Genomic DNA, 17052 nt, shown 5'->3' on the forward strand with positions numbered 1-17052 from the left:
ATCGCGTGTCCGTCATCTGCGATTCTGTGTCCTATTGATCGGAGGCGTCGGCGTTGTCGCTCGTGTCGGCCTGTTCGGTTTCGGCGTCGCCTTCGACCGCGTCGGCTTGGTCGGGCGTCTGGGCCGGTTCGGAGGCCTCGTCGGCGACCGTGTCGACGACCGCGACCAGCGCGTGCCGCAACACCTGCTCACCCAGCTGGTAGCCCCGCCGCATCACGGTGCCGATCACCGGCTTGGAGCCCTCCGCGCCGTCGCCCTCGTGCTGCACCGCTTCGTGCAGCACCGGGTCGAAATCCTCGCCTTCGGCACCGAACGCACGCAGACCCAGCGCGTTCAACGCACTGTCCAGCTTGTCGGCAACCGACTTCAGCGGCCCAGAGTCCAGGTCGCCGTGCTTGCGCGCCCGGTCGAGATCGTCGAGGACGTGCAGCAGTTGGCTGACGACGCCGGCCTTGGCCCGGTCCGCCGCCGCCTGCTGGTCGCGCAACGCCCGCTTGCGGTAGTTGGCGAAGTCAGCCTGCACACGTTGCAGATCGGCGGTCAGCTCGGCGACCTTGTCGGCATTGTGTGCGGCCGGTGCCTGGCCTTCCGGCACCCCGCCCGGCGGTTCGCCCGGAGGGACATGGCGCACTTCGCCGGTCTCGGGATCGATCCGGCGCTTGTCAGTGACCGTTACCTGTTCGTGTGGGTTTCCTTCGGTCACTTGGACTCCCGATCTTCGTCGACCACCTCCGCGTCCACCACCTCGTCAGCTGAACCAGCGCCAGCGCCAGGCCCGTCGCCGGGCGCGCCGCCCGCGTGCGCCGCCGCGGCTTGGGTGGCCTCATAGATCGCCTGTCCGAGCGCCTGCGACTCCTGGCCGAGCTTTTCCATCGCCGACTTGATCGCGGCGATGTCCGATCCATCGAGTGCCGCCTTCGCTTGCGCGACCGCGGCGTCGACCTTGTTCAGCGTGTCCTCGGGCACCTTCGAGCCACCCTCGGCCTCGCGCTGTTCTTTGACGAACTTCTCCGTCTGGTAGACCAGCGTCTCGGCCTGGTTGCGGACATCGGCCTCCTCGCGACGCTTACGGTCCTCCTCGGCGTGCGCCTCGGCGTCCTTGATCATCCGGTCGATCTCTTCCTTGGACAGGCCCGAGCCTTCCTGGATGCGGATCGTGTTCTCCTTGCCGGTGCCCTTGTCCTTGGCGGTGACGTGCACGATGCCGTTGGCGTCGATGTCGAAGGTGACCTCGATCTGGGGGATGCCCCGGGGCGCCGGTGGGATACCCGTCAGCTCGAAGCTGCCGAGTAGCTTGTTGTGCGCCGCGATCTCGCGCTCACCCTGATACACCTGGATCTGCACCGACGGCTGGTTGTCGTCGGCGGTGGTGAAGGTCTCCGACCGCTTGGTCGGGATGGTGGTGTTGCGCTCAATCAGCTTGGTCATCACGCCACCCTTGGTCTCGATTCCCAGGGATAGTGGCGTAACATCAAGCAGCAGAACGTCTTTCACCTCACCCTTGAGCACACCAGCCTGCAGCGCGGCGCCCACGGCCACGACCTCGTCGGGGTTGACGCCCTTGTTGGGCTCCTTGCCGCCGGTGAGCTCCTTGACCAGGTCGGTCACCGCGGGCATACGGGTGGAACCACCCACCAGTACGACGTGGTCGATCTGCGACACCGAGATGCCGGTGTCGGCGATCACCGACTGGAACGGTTTGCGGGTGCGGTCCAGCAGGTCCTGAGTGATCCGCTGGAATTCGGCCCGCGTCAGCTGCTCGTCGAGGAACAGCGGGTTCTTGTCGGCGTCGACGGTGATGTAGGGCAAGTTGATCGAGGTGCTGCCCGACGAGGACAGCTCGATCTTGGCCTTTTCGGCTGCCTCACGCAGCCGCTGCATCGCCATCTTGTCCTTGGTCAAGTCGATGCCGCTGGTGCCCTTGAACTTGTCGACCAGCCAGTCGACGATGCGGTCGTCCCAGTCGTCACCGCCGAGGTGGTTGTCACCCGAGGTGGCACGGACCTCGACCACGCCCTCACCGATCTCCAGCAGGGAGACGTCGAACGTGCCGCCACCCAGGTCGAAGACCAGGATGGTCTGTTCCTTCTCACCCTTGTCGAGACCGTAGGCCAGGGCCGCGGCGGTCGGCTCGTTGACGATCCGCAGCACGTTAAGTCCCGCGATCTGGCCGGCGTCCTTGGTGGCCTGGCGCTGGGCGTCGTTGAAGTAGGCGGGCACGGTAATCACCGCGTCGGTGATGTCCTCACCAAGGTAGGCCTCGGCGTCGCGCTTGAGCTTCATCAGGACGCGCGCGCTGATCTCCGGGGCGGTGTATTTCTTGCCGTCGATCTCGATGGACCAGTCGCTGCCCATGTGCCGCTTGATCGAACGCACGGTGCGGTCGACGTTGGTCACCGCCTGGTTCTTGGCCGGCTGGCCGGTGAGGACTTCGCCGTTACGGGCGAACGCGACGACCGACGGAGTGGTCCTGGAGCCCTCGGAGTTTGCGACGACGACGGGGTCGCCGCCCTCCAGAACCGAGATGACGGAGTTGGTGGTCCCGAGGTCGATCCCGACCGCACGAGCCATAGTGAATCCTCCTGAGTAGTAGAGCTTCTTTCGTGCACTATGCTGAGTGAACCCCGCTCAAGACTGCCCCTAGGGCGATGGTGGTGTCAACTCAGTCTTGAGTCTGATTCGCTCAACTTGCTGCCCATGCTAACGGCGGGCATGCGCGTCTTGTTCCCCGGGGTCTGCTGTGGTGACGCGCGGATCGTGTCCAAATCCCGCTTGCGTCCGTGGGCGGCCACACTCACCGCCGACGAGGCTCGTTTACTCGATGACGCCGGGTTCACCGAAGACCCCGAAGCGTACGCAGAGATCGCAGCCGACGCGACCGCCCACATGGCCAGCTTGTACAGACTGCCTATACCGCCGCCGAGGTCAGAGAAGGACTGGGCGTCAACGATTCCCGCGTGCGGCAGCGCCGCCTCGCCCGCACGCTCTGGGCGATCAGCGACGGAGGCACCTGGGTATACCCGGCGATTCAGGTTCGAGATCGTCGACCGCGGCCGCGGCAAGCCACGAAGACTCAAGCACGTCCGCGGCCTCGACGAGGTGCTACCGGCTCTGCTCGCCAGGGAGCTGCCCCCCACTGCAGTAGCTGGCTTTCTCATGACCCCGCAGCAGGCTGTTGCACGGTGGATCCGTCGAGCCCGTACTCGGACTGATCGAGATCGCCGAATGGGCGGCGACTTGACCGTCGACCCTATGCTGCCGGGCCCTCCGCCACCGCACGTACTGCGTTCGCTCGGCACCACCGGCACCGCCACCCGGACGGATGGTGCTCTTCTCCCGGGGGCTTCCTCCCGCGGACAACAAGATGCTCGGCAAGGCTCCACGTGAGGTTGCCATTGTCGAGGTGCGGTGCACCGCCGCCGTCACCGAGATATCGTCCACAGACGCGGCGACGGTCCGTAGCGCTCTCGCCAAAGGGACCAGCACGGATTTTCCAACCATTCAACCGGCGCGCGGGCAGATCGCCGAGTACAGGCCCGGGAGTACCAGTATGAAAATTCCGCCCGCGTGTCCTGTTGGAGTCGCCGGCATCCATTCCCCTCGGCGTGCCGAACCCCGACCGAGGACGGTACCCCTGGCTTATGCAGGCGCCGAACGTGCACTCACGGCGAGATTTTCACCGGACAACACTGCTTGCGTTTCGGCGACCGCCCGCGCGCACTCCCAACTCGCGTCGATCCGCGCCGAGCGTGAAAGCGATGCGAGGCTTCGGCGGCGGCTGGCCGACCGAGTACGGGCGCGCAGCCTTCCGGTTGACGCCGATGCCGCGGAACTCGCGCGCCGGTCCGGCTGGGCGCGCGGGTGAGCGTCGAGCTGCTGCTGGACAATTCGGCGTTTCGTCCGCCTCGCGTCGCCGGCATTGCGGGAGCGGCGGGCGCGGGAGATCGCCGACGCGATCGAACAGCGCCGGATCGGTGTCTGCCTGCCATTCCTGCTCGAAGCCGGTTACTCGGCGCGCAGCACGACGGATCACGCTGAACTGCTGCGCGAACTGATGTCGCTGCCGATGCTGCACATCGATACCGAGGTCGAGCGTCGCGCGGTCGACGCGCAGCGTCAACTTGCCCGCGCCGGGCACCATCGCCTTCGCCCCGTCGACCTCATCATCGCGGCGCTGGCAGATCGACACGGCGCCGGAGTGCTGCACTACGACCGCGACTACGACACCCTCGCCACGAGGACGGACCTTCGCTTCGCGAGCGTTTGGCTGGCCAGGCGTGGCAGCCTCTGACGGAGGCACGCCCGATTTGCTCCAACGGGGTTTTCGGCGCGCCAGCGGCGTTTCGGTGCGATAGCCTGACAGCCAGTCCGTTCCTCGGGCGTGCCCGCGTCGCGGCGTTTCAGCAAGCCACCATGGCAGGAGCTCGATGCCACCGCTAGACACCGACGCGGCGAGACTCACCCGCGAAGACACGGGCTACCACAAGGACCTCAAAAACCGGCAGCTGCAGATGATCGCGCTCGGCGGCGCCATCGGTACCGGCCTTTTCCTCGGCGCTGGGGGCCGGCTTGCGTCGGCGGGGCCGGGCTTGTTCCTGGTCTACGGGGTCTGCGGCATCTTCGTGTTCCTGATTTTGCGCGCGCTCGGCGAACTGGTGTTGCATCGCCCGTCGTCGGGATCCTTCGTGTCCTACGCTCGCGAATTCTTCGGCGAGAAGGTGGCTTTCGCCGCAGGCTGGATGTACTTCCTGAACTGGGCGACGACGGGGATCGTCGATACCACCGCGATCGCGCACTACTGCCACTACTGGAAGGCGTTGCACGTCATACCACAGTGGACGCTCGCGTTGATCGCGCTTTTGGTGGTGCTCTCGATGAACCTGATCTCGGTCAAGCTCTTCGGCGAGCTGGAGTTCTGGGCCGCGTTGATCAAGGTCCTGGCGCTGGTGACCTTCCTGGTCGTCGGGACGATCTTTCTAGCCGGGCGCTTCAAGGTCGACGGGCAGGAGACCGGGTGGTCACTGTGGAGTAGTCATGGCGGCCTGTTGCCGAGCGGCCTGCTGCCTCTGGTGCTCGTCACGTCGGGTGTGGTGTTCGCCTACGCCGCCATCGAGTTGGTCGGCATCGCGGCCGGGGAGACGGCCGATCCGGAGCGGATCATGCCGCGCGCCATCAACTCGGTGGTGTTCCGCATCGCGGTCTTCTACATCGGGTCGACCGTCCTGCTGGCCCTACTGCTGCCCTACACCGCCTACCGCGAACATGTCAGCCCGTTCGTGACGTTCTTCGCCAAGGCCGGTTTTGCCGGGGGCGGCAGCCTGATGAACCTCGTGGTGCTCACCGCCGCGCTCTCCAGCCTCAACGCCGGGCTGTACTCGACGGGCCGGATCCTGCGGTCGATGGCCATCAACGGCAGCGGCCCGAAGTTCACCGCGCCGATGTCGAAGAACGGGGTGCCGTACGGCGGAATCCTGCTTACCGCCGGTATCGGCCTGTTCGGCATCGTGCTCAACGCCGTCAAGCCGAGCCAGGCCTTCGAAATCGTGCTGCACATCGCCGCGACGGGAGTCATCGTGGCCTGGGCGACGATCGTGGCCTGCCAATTGCGGTTCCACCGCATGACGACCGCCGGCGCGCTGCCGCGTCCGAGTTTCCGGATGCCGCTGTCCCCCTACAGCGGCTACCTCACGCTGGCGTTCCTGGCCGGCGTGTTGGCACTGATGCTGTTCGACGAGACATACGGGCGCTGGATGCTCGCCGCGATGGCGGTCGGCATCCCCGCCCTCATCGGTGGCTGGTACCTGGTCCGCCACCGCGTTGCGGCGACCGCCGACGATGTCGGCCACGCTGGCGACCTCGCGGTCCTGTCTTCGGTTGACCCGGAGGACTAATACACCGGGCACGGTGCACACACTGTTCGCGTGGCTGGCTGCATCCTCCGCCGCCATGCGGTCGGGATCGTTACGGTGCATCACACCGCGCAAGGCCGTTGCCGGAGGTGCCGTCGGCCAAAGTGGGTAACCGAGGACGTCGGCCGCTACCGCCGGTCTCGGTCGCGGCCGCTAGCAAGATCGCCGCAGTCGACCATCGCGACGTCCGGCTGGGTGCTCAGATACGCTGCGGCACCTTGGTCGCCGGATACCCCGGCCAAGACGCCGGGCCAATGCCGGCGCGCGATGACGACGGGATGGCCCGGCCGGTCCCCGAAACATGCCCGCGCGATGCCGCTGCCGGAAGCCAACGCGCGGTCCAGGACCCGGGCCACCACGGCCGGTCCGACGTCGGGCGTATCAATGACGTGCAAGACCGCATACTCCGCGCGCATCCGATCGGCCTCGGCCAGACCGGCGCGCAACGAGGCGCTCAGGCCCTGCTGCCAGTCCGCAGCGGTAATCGCCGTGACCCCGTCCGGGGCCGTCACCTCGGCGGCCCCGAGCACCAGAACCACCTCGGCGCAACCCCCGTCGCGCAGCGCGCCGACCGCGGCCTCCAACCAGCCGTCGACCAACACCTTCGGTTTGCCATATCGCCGTCCGGCTCCCGCGGCCAGCAGGACACCGACGACCCTCGACTTCGATAACGGCACTCTCATATGATGACATCGAGCTTCTCGTTGGGCGTCAACTGGACGGAGCGCGATGACTCAGGACGTGCAGGGGGCCGTCTCGCCGCGGTACGCCGGAACCCGCGTCCAACGGGTGGAGGACGCCCGCCTGCTGACCGGCCACGGCAGCTTCGTCGACGACGTCTCGCGGCCCGGGATGCTGCACGCCTGCTTCCTGCGCAGCCCGTTTGCCCGTGCCCGGATCAACGGCATCGACGCCTCGGCGGCGCTGGCGCTGCCCGGCGTGCGCGCGGTTTTCACCGCAGCCGACCTCAACCCGGACGTCAGGGAAGCCTGGCACGCCGTCGCGGGCAAGGACGTCCCGGACACCCCGCGGCCGCCACTGGCCGAGGGTGTGGCGAAGTTCGTCGGCGACCCGGTGGCGCTGGTCGTCGCCGAGAGCCGGTATGTCGCCGAGGACGCGCTCGAACTCATCGACGTCGACTACGAACCGCTGCCCGCGATCACCGACTTCACCCGCGCGCAAACGTCGGATGTGCAGGTTCACGACGACTACGCGAACAACGTCGCGGGCGGGATGGCCGGCGCGCCGCCCGACGAGGAGATCTTCGCCACGTCGACATGCGTCGTGAAAGAGCATGTATACCAACAGATCTACGTGCCCGTGCCGATCGAGACCCGCGGTCTGGTGGTCGAGTGGGCGGCGGCCTCCCAGGAACTCACCGTGTGGGCGTCCACACAAACGCCCCACGAGTTGAGGGCGTTCTGTGCGCGGCTGTTGGGCATTGCGGCACAACGCGTTCGGGTCATCGTGCGCGACACCGGGGGTGGTTTCGGCCAGAAGGTCGTCCCGATGCGCGAAGACATGTGCATCATGCTGGCCGCCCGGAAGGTGCCGGCGGCGTTGAAGTGGATCGAGGACCGGCGCGAGAACCTGATGTCGGCCGGGCAGGCCCGGCACGTCGACGGGACCGCCCGGATGGCGTTCGACGACGACGGCAATTTCCGCGCAGCGGATATCGACTTCGTCCAGGACATCGGCGCCTATCCGACGCCCTACCCGGTGTTGACAAGTGCCGCGATCGGCATGTTCTTCCCGGGGCCCTATCGGGTACCGAAGGCCAGCTTCACCTACAAGACGGTTTTCTCCAACACCGCCGGCCTGGCCGCCTACCGCGGACCTTGGCAATTCGAAACCCTGGCGCGCGAACTACTTCTCGACATAGCCGCGCGCAAGATGAATATCGATCCGGTCGAGCTACGCCGGCGGAACTTGCTGCGTCGCGACGAGATGCCGTATCTCAACCCCAACGGGCTGCCGTACGACCACGTGGCTCCGATCGAGACGTTCGAGCAGGCGGTGAAAATCCTTGACCACGAAGGGTTCCGCAGGGAGCAACGGGAAGCGCTGTCCCAGGGTCGCTATCTGGGCCTCGGGTTCGCGGCATACATCGAGGCGACGAGTGCCATGACGGGCCACATGGCAACCGAAGGCGCCACCATCCGGATGGAGCCGACCGGCAAGATCAACGTCTACGTGAACGGAGGCTCGACCGGAAACAGCCTGGAAACCACCGTCATTCAGCTGACCGCCGACGCCCTGGGCGCCGACATCGAGGACGTGGCCACCATCCAGGGCGACACCGCGATCACCCCGTATGGCGCCGGGACCCAGGGCAGCCGCAGCGGCCCGATGACCGCGGGAGCTGTCAACGAGGCGGGGTCGATCCTGCGCGGCAAGATTGTGGCGCTGGCCGCGCACCGGCTCAAGGTCGCCGAATCCGAAGTGCGACTGGCCCATTCGACTGCCATGGTGCGCGACGACCCGGCCCAGGCGGTGACCTTTGGCGAGCTGGCATACCTGGCGTACTACCAGCCACGGCGGCTGCCGCCGGGAATCTCGCCGGTGCTGGAGGCCACCGCCCGCTACGTCGCCAAGGCGCCGATCCTGTGGGCCAACGCCACCCACGCGTGTACGTGCGAGGTGGATACCCAGACAGGCCAAGTCAGGCTGCTGCGCTACATCGTCAGCGAAGACGTCGGGCCGATGATCAACCCGACGATCGTGGAGGGCCAGATCGCCGGCGGAACGGCGCAGGGCATCGGGGGCGCGCTGATGGAGAACCTCGTCTACGACGACGACGGCAATCCGCTGGCAACGACCTTCGTCGACTACCTGTTGCCGACGGCCACCGAGGTCCCGCCCATCGAATTCGGCCACATCGAGGTGCCCGGCCCCGGCCCCGGCGGATACAAGGGCGTCGGCGAAGGCGGGGCCATCGGCTCGGTGCCGGCGGTGATCAACGCGATCAACGACGCGCTGGCGCCCTTGGGCGTGACCATCACCCGGCTGCCGGCCAGCCCGGCGGCGATCATGTCGTTACTCGCAGAGGCGCGCCAGTGAAACCGGCGTCGTTCGAATACCACCGCCCCGGCACCCTCGAGGAGTCGGTGGGCTTGCTCGCCGAACTGGGCGAGGACGCCAAGATCCTTGCGGGCGGGCAGAGCCTGGTCCCGATGCTGTCGATGCGTTTGGCGTCCTTCGAGCATCTCGTCGACATTTCCCGGCTGACCGAGCTGCAGGGCATCGAGCGCCGGGGCCAGGAGCTGTGGATCGGTGCGGGCACCACCGAGGCCACGGTGGGCTCCGATTCCCAAGTCCGCGCGGCGGTTCCGCTGCTGGCCCGGGCGACGCCGTTCATCGGTCACTTTCAGATCCGCAACCGCGGTACCCTCGGCGGGTCGATCGCGCACGCCGACGCCGCGGGCGAATATCCCGCGGCGGCCCTTACGCTGGATGCCACGATGGAGGTGCTGTCGCCGCGGGGACGACGCCAGATCGCCGCCGCCGATTTCTTCACCGGCGTGTGGGAAACCACCCTGGAACCGGACGAGGTGCTGACCGGAGTCCGATTTCCCGTGTGGGACAGCAGACCCGGCTTCGCCGTGCACGAATTCTCGCGTCGCCATGGCGATTTCGCGATCGCCGGCGCGTTGGTGGCCGTCGCGCTCGACGACGACGAGCGGTTATCCCGCTGCGCTATCGGCCTGTTGGGCCTGGGCGCCACTCCCAGGCGCGCAACGGCGGCCGAAGCGGCGGTCGCCGGCGAACCCGTCAGGGAGGTGGAGCCCGAGGAGGTCGGCCGGGTCGCGATGACGGGGCTCGACGACGTTCCGGCCGACCTGCAAGGATCGGCGTCCTATCGCACCCAGGTGGGCGCGGTCATGACGGCGCGCGCCTGGGCGCAAGCCGTCGCGGAAGCGGTCGCAGGGGCGCCGCATGCATGAACACCCGATCCACCTGTCGGTCAACGGAATTCCCATCGCGGCGACCGTCGAGCCGCGGATGACGCTGGCGGACTTCCTGCGGGAGAGGTGCACACTCACCGGCACCCATCTGGGCTGCGAACATGGAGCCTGCGGCGCCTGCACCGTGCTGCTGGATGGCGCGGCGGTGCGGTCGTGCCTGCTGTTCGCGGTGCAGGCCGACGGCATGGAGGTGACAACCGTCGAGGGCGTCGCGTCGCCGGACGGGGCGTTGTCGCCGGTGCAATCCGCGCTGCGGGAATGCCACGGGCTGCAATGCGGCTTCTGCACACCGGGTTTCGTCATGTCGCTGACTGCGTTGCTGCGCGACAACCCCGATCCGACCGAAGACGAGATACGCGAAGGCCTGTCCGGGAACTTCTGCAGGTGCACCGGTTACCAAGGAATCGTCGCCGCCGCGCATCGGGCGGCGGAACTGCTGCGGTAATGCCAAGGCGCGTCACTGCAGTCACTTGCATCACCTGGTGCGTAGTCTGAGTTCGTGCGGTTATCCCAAAAAGCATGGTGGGGCCTGGCCGGCGTGCTGGCGGGTGGCGCGCTGGTCGCCGGATGCAGCACCACGATCGACGGCAGGCCGGTCGCCTCGCCGGGGTCGGGTCCAACCGAGCCCTCGTTCCCGACGTCTTCGGCCGCACCGCCGACCGCCGCACCGACAACACCCGCGAGCCCGACGGCGCCGGCCGGCGCGATCCCGCTCCCACCGGATCAGAGCGGTTATGTCTTCATCGAGACCAAGTCCGGCCAAACGCGCTGCCAGATCAACACCGAAAGCGTCGGGTGCGAGGCGCCGTTCAAGAACTCCCCCATCCAGGATGGCGAGCACGCGAACGGCGTCCGGGTTACCGCCAACGGTTCCGTACAGTGGGTGCTGGGCAATCTGGGCGCCATCCCGACGGTCACCATCGACTACAAGACCTACGACGCGGTGGGCTGGACCATCGTGGCGACCACCGAGGGCACCCGCTTTACGAACAGCCGCACGGGTCATGGCATGTTCGTCAGCATCGAGAAGGTCAGCACGTTCTGAGCGCGTGGCCCACGCCGGGCTGTCAGTACCATCGGTTGCGTGGCACCTTACGGCCCACCAGACGAATTCAACAGGCAACCCACCCAGCAGGCCAACTTCGGCCCGGGCGGATACCTGCCGGCCAATCCGCCACCGCCACCCCCTGTGGCTGAGGCGCCCCTTGAAACCGCGGGGCCGCCTGATGAGCCCTTCGAGCCTGAGGATCTGGATGCCGAGCCCACGCCGTGGTACCGCAACCCCGTGGCGTTCATCGGCTGGTTGGCGCTCGTCGTGATCCTGATCGGCTTGATCGTCTTCGGAATCAGCGAGCTGATCGGGGGCGACCAGGGCACCAGCCGAACCCCGCCTGGCACGAGCACGACGATTCCGCCGGCTACCACCACAACGCAGCCGCCCACCACCACCACGACAGCGACGCCACCGCCCACCAGCAGCGCAGTCGAACCGCCGCCACCGCAGCCAACCTGGCAGTCAACGCTTCACCCGACACAGCAGCCAACGCACGACCCGCATCTGCCGCCGCTTCCGTCGGTGATCACCATTCCGGGTCTGCCGTCGCCGATTACGTTGCCGCCCGGCCTTACCGAGTAGGTCCCGTCTGGGTCGGGGTTTGACCGCTGATCGGTAGCGCCGCGTGTGGAGGCGGTATCCAGCCGGGGCCCGCGGGTATTTTGCCACGGCGGCCGAGACCCGCCGAACTATGGAGCCAACGACCCGACCGCGTGGCAACGGCGGCTACGGCGCCAGCCAGGGAGGGTACGGACAAGCGCCGCGACCCGAGCTAACCCCTGGGTGGCGCAATCCCCTCGCATTTGGTCAGGTGGGGCGTCCTGATCGCAATCCTGATCGCGCTGATCATCGACGGCGTTATCCAGCTCGCCCACGGCCGCCCCGCTCCGGTGCCGGCCATCACGAGCACCACGACCACCAACACGCCGTCGCCCGGGGCGTGGCCCACGCTGCCGTCGATGCTCACCGTGATCAATTTGTCGCCCGGCCTGTGACCGTTCCCGGTGCCGCTATGGTGGGGAGCGGCCGTCGGCCGCCGAGCTAGACAAAGGACACGGGGGTTAGCGATATGAGCGCGTCGCTCGGGTTGTCGATCGGGGTGGCCAACCTGGTCGCGGCCCGGGTGGGTGGTGCGCCGGTATCCCGCGGCTCGGTGTTGACGGTATTCGACCACCGGGCGTCCGAGGTCGGTGTGCCAGAAGAGAATCCGAACGTGACCGAAGCTGGCCTGGTGCTGCGGGGATTTGTCGAGCGGGTCGGGGACCGGACTCCGCTGGTGGCCGCCGACGGCACCAAGTACCTCGGCGTGGCGCTGACGGTCGAAGCGCTCGAGGCGATGGCGCGCACGGTTGGCGACGGCGGTCCGGTCACCGTTGCCGTGCCTGCGTATTGGTCCGAGGGCCAGTACGCCGCGATGCGTGAGGAGTTTTTCGCCCAACCCGGCCTGGCGCCCGGCGGTGTGCCCCCGGCGTTGATCTCCGACGCGACCGCCGCGCTCGCGGCGCTTTGCGCCAAACCGGGATTCCCGACGGACGGCGTCGTCGCCCTGTGCGACTTCGGCGCCAGCGGCACCAGTGTCACGCTGAGCGACGCCGGCGCGGGCTTCGACCAGATCGGCGCCACCCTCCGCGATCCCGAATTCTCCGGCGACACGATCGATCAGCTCATGGTGAGTCATCTGCGGGCAGACCCACCGGATGGGTCGCTGACGCGCCTGCTCGGTGAATGCCGGCACGCCAAGGAACAGCTGTCGGCGGCCACCGTGGCCGTCATTGCGGGCCGGCCGGGTTCCGGCGAGGATGTCCGGCTGTCCCGCACGGAATTCGAGCAACTTATCGCGGGCCCGCTCGACCTCTTCGTCAGCAACGTCGAAGAGATGCTGCAGCGCAACGGGATTCCGCGGACCACCCTGCGCGCTCTGGCGACGGTCGGCGGTGGGGCCAGCATCCCGCTGATCACCACGCGCCTGTCGGAGCGCCTGGGGGTGCCGATCTTCACCACCGGCCAACCCACGTTCAGCGCCGCGATCGGCGCGGCGGTGCTCGGCCAGCGGCAGTCATCCGGGGGCACACCGACCGTCATGGGGGCCGTGGTCGACACGCCGACCGACATGGTTGGCGTCCCACCGACCGAGGTGGCGCCAGCCGCGTGGGCCGCGCGGGCCGCAAGTGACGACAAATCGTCGACGTACCGTGCCCTGGCGTGGTCACAAGACGTCGCGGGAGACGAGCCGGTGCCCTACGCCGGATCCGGCGCGACTGGCAAATATGCCTGGGAAACAACGGGATTCGACTATGCGGCCGAGGCCCGCCCGGTCACCGAAGCCGGGACACTGCCGTGGTACAAACGCGCCGCCCTGGTGTTGGGCGTGGCCGGCGCCGGAGCGGCCGTCTTGGTTACCGTGCTGCTGGCACTGAACCTGGGCAAGAGCAAAACCACCCCGGTCAACACCACCCCACCGAACCAACCACCGGCCCCGCCGTCGTCCGTCACCACGACCGTGATCCGGCCAAACAACAGCCCCGCCCTGACGGTGCTCCCCCCGCCGCCCGTCACCACCACCACGCGGCCGCCCGCGCCCACGACAACCAGCCAACCCACGACCACGGCCGTCACCACATCCACCACGACTCCCCCGCCGACCACCACGACCGCTCAGCCGACCACGACCAAACCGACGACGTCCCAGGCGACGACCACCGCGCCGCCGACCACGCAACAAACGACGACCGCCGCGCCCGTCACACCAACCACCATGGCGCCGGTGGGCTAGCGGTGCGCGGCGAACTCCGCCACCATCGCCTCCGCGCTGCGCACCGCCGCGCGGCAGGCCCTGGTGGTGAAAGGATCGTTGAGCGGGTGTTCGGCCCGGCGGCGCCAGCGCTGGGCAGCGGCGAACGCGGCACGCGGCCCCTCGTTGGGATGCGCATCGGGGTCCAGCCCAAGCCTGCTCGCCGGGCTGGTGCCCGACCCACCGATGATGCGGCGCAGCGATGCGATTTCCTCCTCATTCAATGTCGTTGTCCGTGAATGTAATTGGCTGAGCAGGCGAAGCTCCTCGAAGGCGTGGGTGTCGGCCAACAGCGGGTCAATATCGGCCATGATGTATGGCGTTGCCATGATCGGGAACACCTCGACGAACCTGCGCAACGACACCAGCGCGGTGTGTGCCTTGAGCATGTCGGAGCGTTGCGCGAGCTGCTGGTCGATGACGTCGCGCAGCGCCAGCAGCCCGCTACGCTCCAGCAGCTCGGCGGCCAGCCCCGCCGAATCGGCGACGCCCGCCGCCAGCACGGCGATCGAGATCCGGATGCCGAACATGCCGAACCGCTCCAGCAATTGCGCGCGGGTGCCGGCGTCCACGGGCAATGGGCTGTCCGGCCGCACGAACCGGTCCACACTCAGCAGGGCCTTGTTGAGTTCGGTGCTGTCGGCGCCGGCGAGTTTCTGCAGTGCGATGAACTCAGTTTGGCGCAGCGTGCGCGCGGTCAACGCGAGCAGTCCGGACACCGGCACCACCGCCTGGCAGCTGCCGGTCTGATTCATTTCGCTGGTGAACCGCATGGCCACGTCCTTCGCCGACAGCATGGCGTCGATCCGGCCGGCGCCGATCTCGTCCGCCCGGGAGGCCACCCCGATGATGCCCAGCGCTCCCGCCGACCCGCCGACGAGCGCACCGATCTGCTTGAGCAGTGCGACGTCGGCGGCGCCCAGGGTGCGCAGCAGGAACACCACCGCATCCACCCGCGGCACCCCGTCGGCGGGGACCAACAGCTGCAGCGTGCGCTCGGAGGCGTCGCGCGTCAGCGACGACGTCCCCGGGGTGTCAACGATGGTGGTGTCGGTCAATTCCTCGGCGGGCCACTCGACGTCGAGGTCCACGACGTCGGCGGGGTTGAGCCCGCGCATATCGAAGGTCAGCCCGCCGCTATGGGTGATCGGCACGTTGCAACGCCGGCCGCCGCGATGGTTGGCGGTGACCTTCGGCGTGGGGCCATGGCGGTACCAGGTCACGATCCGGGTCGCCTCGGTGGCATCGGTCGGCGCGATGTCGGCGCCGACCAATGCGTTGACCAGAGTGGACTTTCCGGCCTTGAGCGGGCCGGCCAACGCGATGCGGATCGGTTCGGCCAGGCGCGCGCCGATGCGGTCCAGTTCGTAGAAAACGTCTTGGCGTTGGCGGTAAGCCGGCTCGCCCCGGTAGGCCTCGATGGTCCCGCCCAGAATCGCGCGGACCCGCTCGCTGGTGCTCACGTTCCTCCCATGGCCACCCGGGACGTCAGCTTGTTCACGTTGTCGCTCACCTGGTTCAGGATGTCCAACTGCCGCTGAAGTTCACGGACCCTATTGTCACGCTCGACGTCGTGCAGGTGCGCCGCCGCGATGGTGGCCTGCAGTGATTCGTTGAGCGACCGGGTGAGCTCGTTGGCGATGCCGCGGTAGTGGTCGCGCAACGTGCGGTGGATGACCTTGAGCCGGTCGCGGGACTCCTTGCCGACGACAAACGAAACGTCGTCAACGAAGCGCCGCACATTGCTCTTCGCCTCGGCGCGCACCCGCAACAGCCGATTCGCTTTTTCCTCCTTATATGCCATGCGGCCGAGTATCACCCCGGCCCCCACGGACAGCGGATTGAACAAACCCAGCCCGGCCACCGAGGACAACATGCCGATCATCACCACGCCGCCGTAGGAACCCCGCAAGCCGGACACCACCTTCTGGCCCTTGCCCTGCGGCCTGGACTCGAGCTGGGCCAGCGCCTTGAGCCGGCCGAAATCCTCGCCCATCGCACGCGCGCTCAGCTCGGGAGACATCACCGAGTCCAGCCCCAGGTCGGCGAAGGAGCGCGCCACGTCGTCAGCCAATTCTTCGGCCCGTTGGTAAGCCCACACGAAGTTGTCCCCGACGGCGGTGGCGACTGCGTTTTCCACGTCGGTGCCGATCTGCGCCCAATGCCTGGTCGGGTCGCACGAATCTATCTGGCGCTCAACGTCTTCGGTGACAGCGCGGAAGCGCGCGCGCAGGTCGTGGTCCACGTCGTTGCTCAGGTCGGTGAATCCGTCGCCCAGCACCTGCTGCCATAGCGCGGTCTGTTGCAGCGCATCCTGGGCCTCCCGCTTGCGTCGCTCCAGCTCGTCGGCGAGCCGGCCGCGAAGATCCGGATCGTTGACCACCGATAGCTCCGCGCCCACGGAAATAGCCAAATGCTCTGCTGCCGAACGTATTTCGCCGAGTACCTCATCACGCACCCGGTCGGTCTGGCGAGAGAGGACTTTCTCGCTGAGAAACTTGACGATCGCCGGAAAGTTGGACTCGTCGTTGAGCTCCGTGTCGTTGAGCGCGACGGCATGGCTGCGCAACAGGGACGACACTGCGATGATCGGCATCGGCACCCGGGCGCGGTGCAGGTGCGCGGCGTTGGCGTTGACGACGTCACGCCAGTGCGGATAGAGGTCGATCTTGGTGGCCACCATCACGCCGACGGGACAGATCTGGTAGGCCTGCTGCACGAAACGCATCTCGGGTTCGGTCAGTTCTTGGCTGGTGTCGGTGACCATCAGGATGGCGTCGGCATCGGGCAACAGCCCAAGCGTCGCCGACAAGTGGGGCTGCCCGTGGCCACCCACACCGGGGGTGTCGATGAACGCCAAGCCGCCCTGCAGCAGCGGGCTGGGCGCGCCCACCTCGACCCGCAACACCTCGCGGCCGTCCGCGCGCGGGGCCCGCCGCAGGTCGGTGTTGATGTCATCGACCGGGATGTCGACCGTCTCGGTTTCGCCGTCGGGACCGGCGGCAACGACGAGGCGAGCCGACGGCTGCGCGCTGTAGCTCACCACGGTGACCACCACGGTGGCTTCGTCGTCACCGACGCGCGCCACCGGCATGTTCAGCAGGGAGTTGAGCAGTTGGCTCTTGCCCTGTTTGAGCTGTCCGGCGATCACCACCCGGATCTGCGGATCCGTGATTCGCTCGCGGGCCCGGGTCAGCCGCCGCGCCAGGTCGGAACGGTCGTTGAGTTCGGCGATCGCGATGGTGTGATCGATCAATTCGACGATCACGCCGACCCGACGCGGGTCATCGGGTTGGTTCACCGTGCAGCCCTACTTTCTCGCTCGCTTGCACT

At 67.6% G+C, this 17052-nt stretch carries 14 protein-coding genes and 1 pseudogene; 10 read left to right on the plus strand and 5 right to left on the minus strand.

Annotation, left to right across the window (positions count from 1 at the left end; all coding sequences use genetic code 11):
• Positions 1-31 precede the first annotated feature (31 nt).
• Both grpE and dnaK read right to left on the minus strand, forming a co-directional pair.
• Positions 32-703: a nucleotide exchange factor GrpE gene (grpE, locus tag G6N24_RS18750; RefSeq protein WP_085160508.1), complete on the minus strand. Its 672-nt coding sequence runs from the start codon at positions 701-703 to the stop codon at positions 32-34.
• On the minus strand, positions 700-2571 hold the full coding sequence (gene dnaK / locus G6N24_RS18755; RefSeq protein WP_085160510.1) for a molecular chaperone DnaK: 1872 nt from the start codon (positions 2569-2571) through the stop codon (positions 700-702). The genes grpE and dnaK overlap by 4 nt, the downstream gene beginning before the upstream one ends.
• Positions 2572-2712: 141 nt before the next feature.
• On the opposite strand from dnaK, the pseudogene G6N24_RS24910 reads away from it, so the two are divergent.
• The 3 genes and pseudogenes from G6N24_RS24910 (at position 2713) to G6N24_RS18770 (ending at position 5891) form a co-directional block, all read left to right on the plus strand.
• A pseudogene (locus G6N24_RS24910) lies at positions 2713-3241 on the plus strand (DNA-binding protein).
• Positions 3242-3919: 678 nt separating this feature from the next.
• Complete coding sequence (locus tag G6N24_RS18765; RefSeq protein ID WP_163745556.1) at positions 3920-4291, plus strand: PIN domain-containing protein; 372 nt, start codon at positions 3920-3922, stop codon at positions 4289-4291.
• Between the two features lie 136 nt (positions 4292-4427).
• Entirely contained in the window at positions 4428-5891 is a 1464-nt protein-coding gene (locus tag G6N24_RS18770; RefSeq protein WP_085160514.1) for an amino acid permease, read from the plus strand.
• Positions 5892-6037: 146 nt separating this feature from the next.
• On the opposite strand, the gene G6N24_RS18775 is transcribed toward G6N24_RS18770, so the two are convergent.
• Positions 6038-6586 (minus strand): nucleotidyltransferase family protein, encoded by a 549-nt coding sequence (locus G6N24_RS18775; RefSeq protein ID WP_232070605.1) that lies wholly within the window; start codon positions 6584-6586, stop codon positions 6038-6040.
• A 52-nt stretch (positions 6587-6638) separates the two neighbouring features.
• Here G6N24_RS18775 and G6N24_RS18780 point away from each other — a divergent pair, with 52 nt between their 5' ends.
• From G6N24_RS18780 to G6N24_RS18810, 7 genes are all read left to right on the plus strand, one after another.
• Positions 6639-8969 carry a xanthine dehydrogenase family protein molybdopterin-binding subunit gene (locus tag G6N24_RS18780; protein ID WP_085160518.1) on the plus strand — a complete coding sequence of 777 codons (2331 nt, stop codon included), beginning with the start codon at positions 6639-6641 and terminating at the stop codon, positions 8967-8969.
• Entirely contained in the window at positions 8966-9853 is an 888-nt protein-coding gene (locus G6N24_RS18785; RefSeq protein WP_085160520.1) for an FAD binding domain-containing protein, read from the plus strand. The genes G6N24_RS18780 and G6N24_RS18785 overlap by 4 nt, the downstream gene beginning before the upstream one ends.
• Positions 9846-10319 (plus strand): (2Fe-2S)-binding protein, encoded by a 474-nt coding sequence (locus G6N24_RS18790; protein ID WP_085160522.1) that lies wholly within the window; start codon positions 9846-9848, stop codon positions 10317-10319. The genes G6N24_RS18785 and G6N24_RS18790 overlap by 8 nt, the downstream gene beginning before the upstream one ends.
• A 54-nt stretch (positions 10320-10373) precedes the next feature.
• Entirely contained in the window at positions 10374-10919 is a 546-nt protein-coding gene (locus G6N24_RS18795; RefSeq protein ID WP_085160524.1) for a hypothetical protein, read from the plus strand.
• A 39-nt stretch (positions 10920-10958) separates the two neighbouring features.
• Positions 10959-11510, plus strand: a complete 552-nt coding sequence (locus G6N24_RS18800) for a hypothetical protein (RefSeq protein WP_085160526.1) — start codon at positions 10959-10961, stop codon at positions 11508-11510.
• Between the two features lie 221 nt (positions 11511-11731).
• Complete coding sequence (locus tag G6N24_RS24915; protein WP_232070606.1) at positions 11732-11923, plus strand: hypothetical protein; 192 nt, start codon at positions 11732-11734, stop codon at positions 11921-11923.
• 74 nt (positions 11924-11997) lie between these two features.
• On the plus strand, positions 11998-13701 hold the full coding sequence (locus tag G6N24_RS18810) for an Hsp70 family protein (protein ID WP_085160529.1): 1704 nt from the start codon (positions 11998-12000) through the stop codon (positions 13699-13701).
• Here the strand turns inward: G6N24_RS18810 and iniC are convergent.
• Both iniC and iniA read right to left on the minus strand, forming a co-directional pair.
• Entirely contained in the window at positions 13698-15182 is a 1485-nt protein-coding gene (gene iniC, locus G6N24_RS18815) for an isoniazid-induced dynamin-like GTPase IniC (RefSeq protein ID WP_085160531.1), read from the minus strand. The two genes, G6N24_RS18810 and iniC, sit on opposite strands and share 4 nt — an antisense overlap.
• Positions 15179-17020 (minus strand): isoniazid-induced dynamin-like GTPase IniA, encoded by a 1842-nt coding sequence (gene iniA, locus G6N24_RS18820; RefSeq protein WP_085160532.1) that lies wholly within the window; start codon positions 17018-17020, stop codon positions 15179-15181. The genes iniC and iniA overlap by 4 nt, the downstream gene beginning before the upstream one ends.
• Between the last annotated feature and the right edge of the window lie 32 nt (positions 17021-17052).

This window comes from Mycobacterium lacus (assembly GCF_010731535.1).
GTDB classification, from domain to species: Bacteria; Actinomycetota; Actinomycetes; order Mycobacteriales; family Mycobacteriaceae; genus Mycobacterium; species Mycobacterium lacus.

What these genes read in the sequence shown, in the direction of transcription:
- dnaK (WP_085160510.1), bottom strand. Translation starts at nt 2,571, where the DNA reads ATGGCTCGTGCGGTCGGGATCGACCTCGGGACCACCAACTCCGTCATC.
- G6N24_RS18770 (WP_085160514.1), top strand. Translation starts at nt 4,428, where the DNA reads ATGCCACCGCTAGACACCGACGCGGCGAGACTCACCCGCGAAGACACG.
- G6N24_RS18780 (WP_085160518.1), top strand. Translation starts at nt 6,639, where the DNA reads ATGACTCAGGACGTGCAGGGGGCCGTCTCGCCGCGGTACGCCGGAACC.
- G6N24_RS18790 (WP_085160522.1), top strand. Translation starts at nt 9,846, where the DNA reads ATGCATGAACACCCGATCCACCTGTCGGTCAACGGAATTCCCATCGCG.
- G6N24_RS18810 (WP_085160529.1), top strand. Translation starts at nt 11,998, where the DNA reads ATGAGCGCGTCGCTCGGGTTGTCGATCGGGGTGGCCAACCTGGTCGCG.